10 protein-coding genes and 1 tRNA gene are annotated in these 7705 nt (G+C 54.0%); 6 read left to right on the top strand and 5 right to left on the bottom strand.

Going from position 1 to position 7705, the window contains the following annotated elements; translation table 11 throughout:
* The 3 genes from WC488_03680 to WC488_03690 all read right to left on the bottom strand — a co-directional run.
* Nucleotides 1–1443, bottom strand: a 1443-nt coding sequence (locus WC488_03680) for an HAD-IC family P-type ATPase (GenBank protein MFA5077501.1), incomplete at its 3' end; no start/stop codon positions are given.
* A 34-nt stretch (nt 1444–1477) separates the two neighbouring features.
* A complete protein-coding gene (locus tag WC488_03685) occupies nt 1478–1918 on the bottom strand; it encodes a hypothetical protein (protein MFA5077502.1) in 441 nt (146 codons plus the stop codon).
* Nucleotides 1919–2090: 172 nt separating this feature from the next.
* Nucleotides 2091–2168, bottom strand: a tRNA-Arg gene (locus WC488_03690).
* A gap of 81 nt (nt 2169–2249) precedes the next feature.
* Between WC488_03690 and WC488_03695 the strand changes: the two genes are divergently transcribed.
* Together WC488_03695 and WC488_03700 are read left to right on the top strand one after the other, a co-directional pair.
* Nucleotides 2250–2396 (top strand): zinc finger domain-containing protein, encoded by a 147-nt coding sequence (locus WC488_03695; GenBank protein MFA5077503.1) that lies wholly within the window; start codon nt 2250–2252, stop codon nt 2394–2396.
* Nucleotides 2397–2409: 13 nt separating this feature from the next.
* Nucleotides 2410–2658 carry an elongation factor 1-beta gene (locus tag WC488_03700; GenBank protein MFA5077504.1) on the top strand — a complete coding sequence of 83 codons (249 nt, stop codon included), beginning with the start codon at nt 2410–2412 and terminating at the stop codon, nt 2656–2658.
* 23 nt (nt 2659–2681) lie between these two features.
* Here WC488_03700 and WC488_03705 read toward each other — a convergent pair whose 3' ends face one another.
* A complete protein-coding gene (locus tag WC488_03705; protein MFA5077505.1) occupies nt 2682–4289 on the bottom strand; it encodes a PQQ-binding-like beta-propeller repeat protein in 1608 nt (535 codons plus the stop codon).
* A gap of 1 nt (nt 4290) precedes the next feature.
* On the bottom strand, nt 4291–4767 hold the full coding sequence (locus WC488_03710; protein MFA5077506.1) for a 50S ribosomal protein L11: 477 nt from the start codon (nt 4765–4767) through the stop codon (nt 4291–4293).
* 372 nt (nt 4768–5139) lie between these two features.
* On the opposite strand from WC488_03710, the gene carA reads away from it, so the two are divergent.
* The 4 genes from carA to WC488_03730 all read left to right on the top strand — a co-directional run.
* Nucleotides 5140–6210 (top strand): glutamine-hydrolyzing carbamoyl-phosphate synthase small subunit, encoded by a 1071-nt coding sequence (gene carA / locus WC488_03715; GenBank protein ID MFA5077507.1) that lies wholly within the window; start codon nt 5140–5142, stop codon nt 6208–6210.
* Nucleotides 6211–6214: 4 nt separating this feature from the next.
* Nucleotides 6215–6589, top strand: a complete 375-nt coding sequence (locus WC488_03720) for a hypothetical protein (protein MFA5077508.1) — start codon at nt 6215–6217, stop codon at nt 6587–6589.
* On the top strand, nt 6586–7425 hold the full coding sequence (locus WC488_03725; GenBank protein MFA5077509.1) for an ornithine carbamoyltransferase: 840 nt from the start codon (nt 6586–6588) through the stop codon (nt 7423–7425). Before WC488_03720 ends, WC488_03725 begins: the two co-directional genes overlap by 4 nt.
* Before the next feature lie 6 nt (nt 7426–7431).
* On the top strand, nt 7432–7705 hold a 274-nt coding region (locus tag WC488_03730; protein MFA5077510.1), incomplete at its 3' end, for a hypothetical protein.

The raw sequence follows: 7705 nt of genomic DNA on the forward strand, positions 1-7705 counted from the left end.
GTCCTCGTTGAGCGCGCGCGCCAGTTCCTTCATCTTTTTCAGGTGCGTCCCTTTGAGCAAAACCTTCTTTCCCCCAATCTCGGCCCTTTCGCAGACGGAAAAAGTTTCCTCTATCGCGCCCTTGCACACGAACAGGTGCTTCATTCCGTCATCAACAATGACGCTCATCCTCCTTCTCTGGAAATCAAATCCCACCTCGTCAATTTTTTTGTAGTTCCGCTCTATGCTCATCTCCTGCTTCAGGTTCTCGTGCTTCAGCACCGCCTGGTCGGTCACGTTCTTCAGCCCGGTCTGGAAATAGCTGTTTAGGTACGCGTACCTGAGCACCTGCTCATTCTCCTTCCCCTCCAAATCAATGTGCTTCACCAGTATAATCTTCCCCTGGGTGAGCGTCCCGGTCTTGTCCGTGCACAGCACGTTCATCGCCCCGAGGTTCTGGATGGAGTTGAGTCTCTTCACGATGACTTTCTTCGCGGACATGGTGACCGCTCCCTTCGCGAGGTTCACGGTTATTATCATCGGGAGCAGTTCAGGAGTCAATCCAACCACTACTGCAAGCGCGAAGAGGAACGCCTCGAACCATCCGTTCCCCTTGAACCAGTTTATGAAAAACACCGCAGGGGCCATGAGCAGTATGAACCTTACCATCAAATCAGTGAAGCCCGCTATCCCCTTCTCGAATCCGGTCTCCACATTCTTCTCAAGGCTTTCCGCGATGGAGCCGAAATAGGTGTTTTTTCCAGTGAGCAGCACGACCGCAGTTGCAGTTCCGCTTTCCACGCTCGTGCCCATGAAGCATACGCTCTGCAGCTCGAACAAATGCGTTCCCTCTTCTCTCGGCGCGTGCTTCTCCACAGGGACGGACTCCCCGGTGAGCGTGCTCTGGTTCACGAAAAGGTCCTTGGAACTTACTATTCGCACATCAGCAGGCACTATGTCTCCTGCCGAAAGCCTCACTATGTCCCCGGGCACGAGCTGCCTCAGCGCTATCTCCCTCTCCACGCCATCCCTGAGCACGGTCGCGGTAGTTTGGACCATGGCCTTGAGCTTCTCCGCGGCCCTGTCCGCCTTCGTTTCCTGGACGTAATTGAGTATGGTGCTTATCCCAACCATGAGCACTATTATTACCGCAGTTGTGAACTGCGCCGTGAGAAAAGAAACTATCGCCATGAGCGACATGAGCGCGACCAGCGGGTTCAGGAAAATTTCCACCACGGTCCTGATGCGGCTGTGCTTTCCGTTTCCCGTGGCTTTGTTCAGCCCGTATTTCCTGAGCTTTGCCCTGGCCTCGGATTTCGCGAGCCCGCTTTCCCTGGAGCCGAGCCTTTTCAGGACTTCGCGGGGTTCGCTGTGCGCAGCCGAAAGCAACTCCTCAAAATTCCGCATTTCCGCATTCTTCTTCCTTCCTGAAAATACGGTCTCGAGCCAGCCCGCGATGTCCATGCCTACTGCTCGCGATTAGAATTTAAAAAGAATATCACTTTCGTGCGGCAAGCATCGCACCGAGCCCGAGCATCAGGAAGAGCGGGCCGCACAACGGATTGATTTCTCCGCTGGTTGGCGTTCCATGCTGGCTTGCGTTCGAAGCGCCCGATTGGCTCCCGCCCTGCGCCGGCCCGGAGTTGTTGAGCAGCGGCTGGCCGAGGTTATCCAGATTCGTCTGGTCGCCCTGCACATCGCCCATTACGCAACCCGAGTAATTGGCGTAACAATAGCTGCAGGAGCTCATGCAGACCTGGTCCAGGTTCTTCGTGGCCCACACCCAGCACACGTACGCATTGTTCTCCATCCCCACGGTGGCGCCGCATTTCGAGCAGCAGCTGCTCATGCACTGCTCGTATTCCGCGTCGCACTGGGAAGTGTAAGCTGCGAAAGACAGGCTCGAAGCCAGCACCATAAGCAAGAATATGCTTTTCATAAGAACACCCAACCATTATCGCACGAAAGATTAATAAAAAATAAGACTCGCGCTGTGAAATAAAAAAAGCGCCCCCACCGCGAATTTCAGTTTTCCGTCCGCCGTTATTAATTTAGAAAGATGATTCCAAAAACCCGATTGGGGGTTTGGGCGGTGTCGGACTAAGGGGGCTTGCCCCCTTGGGCTGACATTTGAACGCGGATTACAGCCTCCGCAGGGCCGCGTCCTGTCCAGGTTAGACTACAGGGGCGAATGATATGATTTTAAATACTAATTTTAATAAAGTAATGCGCTAATCAGCATAGTTCTATCAGTCCAGAGGTGTTTATAGATGAAGAGATGCATGACCTGCGGAAAGATGGTCAAGGAATTCGTGGAGTTCCCCTGCCCGGAATGCGGCAGCAAGCTTGTGAGGTGCAACCACTGCAGGGAAGTCAAAAACCCCTACAAGTGCGAGTGCGGCTTTCAGGGCCCTTAACCAGGTGGAATGAATGGGAAAAGTCGCAGTCTCGATGAAAATTTTCCTTGAGGACCAGTCCAAGCTCGGCGAAACGCTGGAAGCGGTGAAAAAGCTGGTTGATGTAAAAAGCTCCAAGACCGAGGACATAGGATTCGGCATAACCGCGCTCAAAATCCTCTTCGTGATGGACGACCAGGGCGGCATGGAATCTGTGGAGGAAAAAATAGCGTCCATACCGAACGTGAGCCAGGCCCAGACCGAGGACGTGAGCCTCCTCTGACTTTTTATTTTTCGAATTTACCTTCACTTCTTTTTGTAAACGAACAGGTAAAACGCCGCGGCGAGGACCGCGAGCGCTGTAATCACTATAGCTCCCACGAGCGTTACATCGTACCCCGCGTTCAGCACTATGAGTTCATCCGCGTAGCCGGTCCTCCTCACGAGCATGTTGTGCGTCCCGGTCTCGTCAATTTTCACGGTTGCAGTGCAGTTCCTGGGCTGGAAGCTGTTTTTCCCCCCAACCACTACGCTGAAGTCGCATATCGGGGCCCCTGAAGGCGCGTATGCCCTGACCTGGAATTCTTTTCCCTGCGTGACCGAAACAGGGCTCTCCACCCGCATCTTCTCCTTCTGCGCGTTTATGTCCCTGAGTATCACTACGTAAGAGTAGCTCCTGGTTTCCTGGCCCGCGCTGTCCAGCGCCCTGCACTCCATGAACATCCTCCCGAAATCGTATTCGTTCGGATCAATCTCAAGCGCCCATGCGCCGCCGCTCACCCGCGCCTCCTGCCAGCTCCCGTTGTTCACCCTCATCTGCACCCTCGCGCCGGAGTACTGCGAGAAAATGCGCCCGCTCGCGTTGAATATTTTGTACCCTACGTTCTCTCCCGCGACAGGGCGGTCTATGCTGCACGACCTGTCCGCAGTGTACGCGTAAACGTACCCGTCGTAGGAGCCGAAATAAAGCCTGTTCGAATTGAAAGCCGGGTTGTGCACCCATCCCCCCACGGAGAAGGAAAGCACCTGCTCCCCTGTTCCCGCGTCTATCGCGTACACGCGGTTGCTGTTGCTTCCTGTCAGCACCACCTGCCTTCCGCCCAGGTAGGTGATTTCCATCCCGCCCTGCACGGCTTCCTGGGTTTCCATCTTCCAGAGCATTTTCCCTGTCTCTGCGTTGAGCGCGTAAACGTACCCATCGTTGCTCCCGAAGTAAAGCGTCCCGTTGTCGTACAGCGGGTCGGACATTATCCACCCTCCGGTGCGGAATTCCCAGATGGTCTTGCCGCTCCCGAGGCTCACAGCGCGCATCTTCCCGTCCGTGGAGCCGATGAAAACCACGTCCTCGCGTTCCGCAGGCCTGGATTTCCATGCTGGCGCAGCCTTCACCCTCGCGCTCTCATTCCCGCTCTTGCCCAGCACCACCACGTAGTCCCCGGAGGAGAAAATTACCCTGTCCTGCTCCACGAGCGGCTCGCCCAGCGCATTCCCTCCCTGGGGCGCATTCCAAATCATGTTCCCCGAATAATCGTAAGCCTTCATTCCCTGGTCAGTGGACGCGTATATCCTGCTTTCGTCAACCCCGATTCCGTAAACAGTGGTCTCGTTCAGCGTCCTAATCACGCTTCCGCTCCTGTCCAGGATGGTGATGCTGTGCACCGAAGCCGCGACCACGAATCCGCCCCCGGATTTGAGATACGCGACCGGGCCGGCCGTCTGGACCCTCTTGATAAGGCTCCCTGTCTGCGGGTATATGAAGCTCACAGTCCCGTCTCCGGAACCTGCGGCCATCTTGTCCTCGAAAAATACCGGCCCGGCTTCTATCGGGCCTGAAGTCGGCAGAACCCAGAGCTGCTCGGCGAAAGCCGATGCAGACAGAAAAACCAAAGCAAACAGAGCAAGAGTGCGTCTCATGCTATCCCGCGAAAAGGGAATCGTGCCTGCCCTCCTTTATCTCCTTCTCCATGAGCTTCGCGTCCTTCCCGTCAATTGTGACGCCCATGCTCACGCAGGTGCCCGCGACTTCCTTCGCCACGTCCTTCGCGCTTTTCCCCTGGCTCTTGCCCCTCAGGCTTTTCGCGATTTCCGCGAGCGCTGAAAGTTCCAGGTTTCCGACTTTGTCTTTCGTTCCGGAGCCCTTCTCTATCCCTGCGGCTTTCTTAACGAGCTCGCTCGTTGCAGGAGCCCCTACTTCGACCTTGAAGCTCTTGCTTCCCGTATCCACAATAACTTTCACAGGCACCTTCAGCCCTGGGAAAGCCCCCGTGGCCTTGTTTATCTCCGCGACCACCTGCCCCACGTTCACTCCGATGGGCGCAAGGCCCGGGCCCAAGGGCGGCCCTGCAGTGGCCTTTCCTCCCTCTACTATTACATTAAGCACTTTTTCTCCCATCAAATCAACTCATTTCAGCATTTCATCCAATATATAGCAGTCTCGCAAAGTAGCTCAACTGCGTCCTGTCGCGGTCGGCATTCCAACCACGAACATGCTCGCGTTCGAGACGTCGAACGCGACATAGCAAATCCGTCTCAGTGCCAGATTCGCAGATCCAGTCGTCGAAGTGTTCGACGACTGTCTGTTCGCATTGCGCGAACTTCGTCGAATTACTTTTCGGGTTTGCTATAGCGTTTATACCCATATTTCAGGTAATTAGTTTAAAAATATGATGAAAGGATGGTGCCGGAATCGGGCGCTTTCAATTCGTGAACGCCCCGCAACCCTTCCTATTTTTAAATTCTCTTTGCGTTTTACCAGTCTGATTCTATGCAGGAAAAAAAGGCAGCCCTTATTTTGAATGATGGAACCGCAGTGTACGGCTCCGGATTCGGCTTCCCTTCCGTGCGCACCGGCGAACTCGTTTTCAACACCTCAATGCAGGGCTACCAGGAAAGCCTCACGGACCCTAGCTACGCGGGCCAAATCCTGCTCGCGACCTACCCGCTCATAGGCAATTACGGGATAAGCGCCTACTCGTTTGAAAGCAAAAAAGTCCACGCAGAAGGCTACGTAGTCCGGGAGCTCTGCGCTGAAGGCGAGCACAGGGACTCGGTGAAAAGTTTGGACTCTTTCCTGAGGGAGCACGAAAGGCCCGGAATCCAGGGGGTGGATACGCGCTTCCTGGTGCGCAAAATCCGCACCAGCGGGGTCATGCCCGCGATGATTGCGGTCAGCGAATCCCATCTCAACATGAAGGAGCTTCTCGAGAACCTGAAATTCGATTACGAAAGCATAGACTTCATAAAGAACATCACGGTGAAAAAGCCCGAATTTTACGGCGACAAGAAAGCGAAGAGGAAAGTGGTGCTTATAGATTACGGAGCTAAGATGAACATGGTTAATGAGCTGGTGAAGCGCGGCCTCCAGGTGATTGTGGTCCCGGCTTACGAAGAAGAGAAAACGATACGCTCCTTCGAGCCCGATGGAATAATCCTGTCCAACGGCCCCGGCAACCCGGCAATACTGGAGCACGCGCACAAAGCGATACGCGGGCTGAAGGATTACCCGATTTTCGGAATCTGCCTGGGCAACCAGCTCATTGCGCACGCGTTCGGAGGGGACACTTACAAATTGAAATTCGGCCATCGCGGAGTGAACCACCCCGTGATAAACTTGAAAGACGGGAAAGTGAGAATCACCACTCAAAATCACGGATTCGCAGTCGGAAAAATACCCAGAGATTTCGAGATGACCGAGAAGAACGGGAACGACGGGAGCGTGGAGGGGCTTGAACATAAAGACGGGCACATATTCACGGTGCAGTACCATCCGGAAGCCACTCCGGGACCGCATGATTCAAAATTCCTTTTCGACAAATTCGTGAAGATGCTTGGGTGATTGATTGGGAAGTATATTAATCCATAACCGTCCGGTACTGTGCCGGTATAAAGAATGCAAAAGAAGAGAGGATATACCTCTTGCATACATGGGACATCCCAAGGGCGGTGCTGTTTTCTTTTTCAGATGCATAGACCCAATTAAAGAATGTGCATCTCAACTCAGCGGAATGGATGCATCGCATGCAACAGAAGCAGGACAAAGAGAACAACGCGTCTCCATAATCTGCAAATGCGAAATGAGCCGGGAGGAGCTGATTAAACTGAAGACGCAATCCACGGCAGATCACCGTGCGAGGGGCGTTCAGTCCGAACCGCAACTGTTCGACCTGGAACCGAAAATTAGAGTAATCAGAGCATCCAAAGAGGTGGTTGAATGAAGAACTTCCTTTCAATGAACGATTTGGAGAAAAAGGATATTGAAAAGATATTCGAAATGGCCGACAAGCTCGGGGCCGAAAGCTTCTTCCCGAAGCCCAAGTGCGCCGGCCTTCTTTTCGACAGGCCGAGCACACGCACCCGCGTCTCCTTTGAAGTGGCGCTCCGCGAACTTGGGTTGCATCCGATCTATTTGGACTACGTTTTCTCCCAACTCGCGCGCGGGGAAAAAATAGAAGATACCGGAAAGGTGCTCAGCAACTATGTGGGAATAATAATCGCGAGGTTGCACAAGCACGAGATGCTCAACCGCCTCGCTGCCTCCTCCTCGGTCCCTGTGATAAATGCGGCAACCGATCTGGAGCACCCCTGCCAGGCTTTAGGGGACTTGTACACTTTGCGGCAGAAGGGGCTTTTGAAAAGCGGGACGAAAATCGCGTACATAGGCAACCCGTCCACCAATGTGGCGAACGCATTTCTGCTCGGCGCGGAAAAATTCGCGCTTGACCTGTTTTTCATAGCCCCGCGCGGCTATTCCCCCAACCCAGCATACGCGAAAAAAGCCAAAGTCCTCAACAGCTTCGAAGCCAAAGCCGACGTCGCATACGTGAATTCCTTCGACACCGGCGAGGATGATTTGAAGATGTTCCTTCCGTTCCAGCTAGACGCTGAAAAGATGAAAAAGCTGGGCGCCAAATACTCTATGCACCCTCTCCCGGCCTTCCGCGGGGTGGAAGTGAGCGACGAGGTGCTTGATTCCAAGAATTCGCTTGCATGGGAGCAGGCGAAGAACAAGGTCGCGGTGCAGAAGGCGCTCATGCAATACCTGCTAGGTTAGATGCAAATGGAAAAAACAAGGGCAAAACCCAGGGCAGTGCTCATAATAGGCTCGGGCCCGATAGTGATAGGGCAGGCCGCCGAGTTCGATTACTCCGGAACCCAGGCGTGCAGGGCGTTCAGGGAAGAAGGAATCAAAACAATTCTGGTGAATTCCAACCCAGCGACAATACAAACTGACAAGGAAATAGCCGACGCCATTTACATAGAGCCTTTGAACGCGGAATTTTTGGAAATAATAATAGAGCGCGAAAAGCCGGACGCGATTTTCGGGAACGCAG

The organism is Candidatus Micrarchaeia archaeon (assembly GCA_041650355.1).
GTDB lineage: Archaea > Micrarchaeota > Micrarchaeia > Anstonellales > Bilamarchaeaceae > JAHJBR01.

Excerpts from the sequence above, each read along its gene's own strand:
- WC488_03685 (MFA5077502.1), bottom strand. The coding sequence starts at position 1,918 with ATGAAAAGCATATTCTTGCTTATGGTGCTGGCTTCGAGCCTGTCTTTC.
- WC488_03695 (MFA5077503.1), top strand. The coding sequence starts at position 2,250 with ATGAAGAGATGCATGACCTGCGGAAAGATGGTCAAGGAATTCGTGGAG.
- WC488_03700 (MFA5077504.1), top strand. The coding sequence starts at position 2,410 with ATGGGAAAAGTCGCAGTCTCGATGAAAATTTTCCTTGAGGACCAGTCC.
- WC488_03705 (MFA5077505.1), bottom strand. The coding sequence starts at position 4,289 with ATGAGACGCACTCTTGCTCTGTTTGCTTTGGTTTTTCTGTCTGCATCG.
- WC488_03710 (MFA5077506.1), bottom strand. The coding sequence starts at position 4,767 with ATGGGAGAAAAAGTGCTTAATGTAATAGTAGAGGGAGGAAAGGCCACT.
- carA (MFA5077507.1), top strand. The coding sequence starts at position 5,140 with ATGCAGGAAAAAAAGGCAGCCCTTATTTTGAATGATGGAACCGCAGTG.
- WC488_03725 (MFA5077509.1), top strand. The coding sequence starts at position 6,586 with ATGAAGAACTTCCTTTCAATGAACGATTTGGAGAAAAAGGATATTGAA.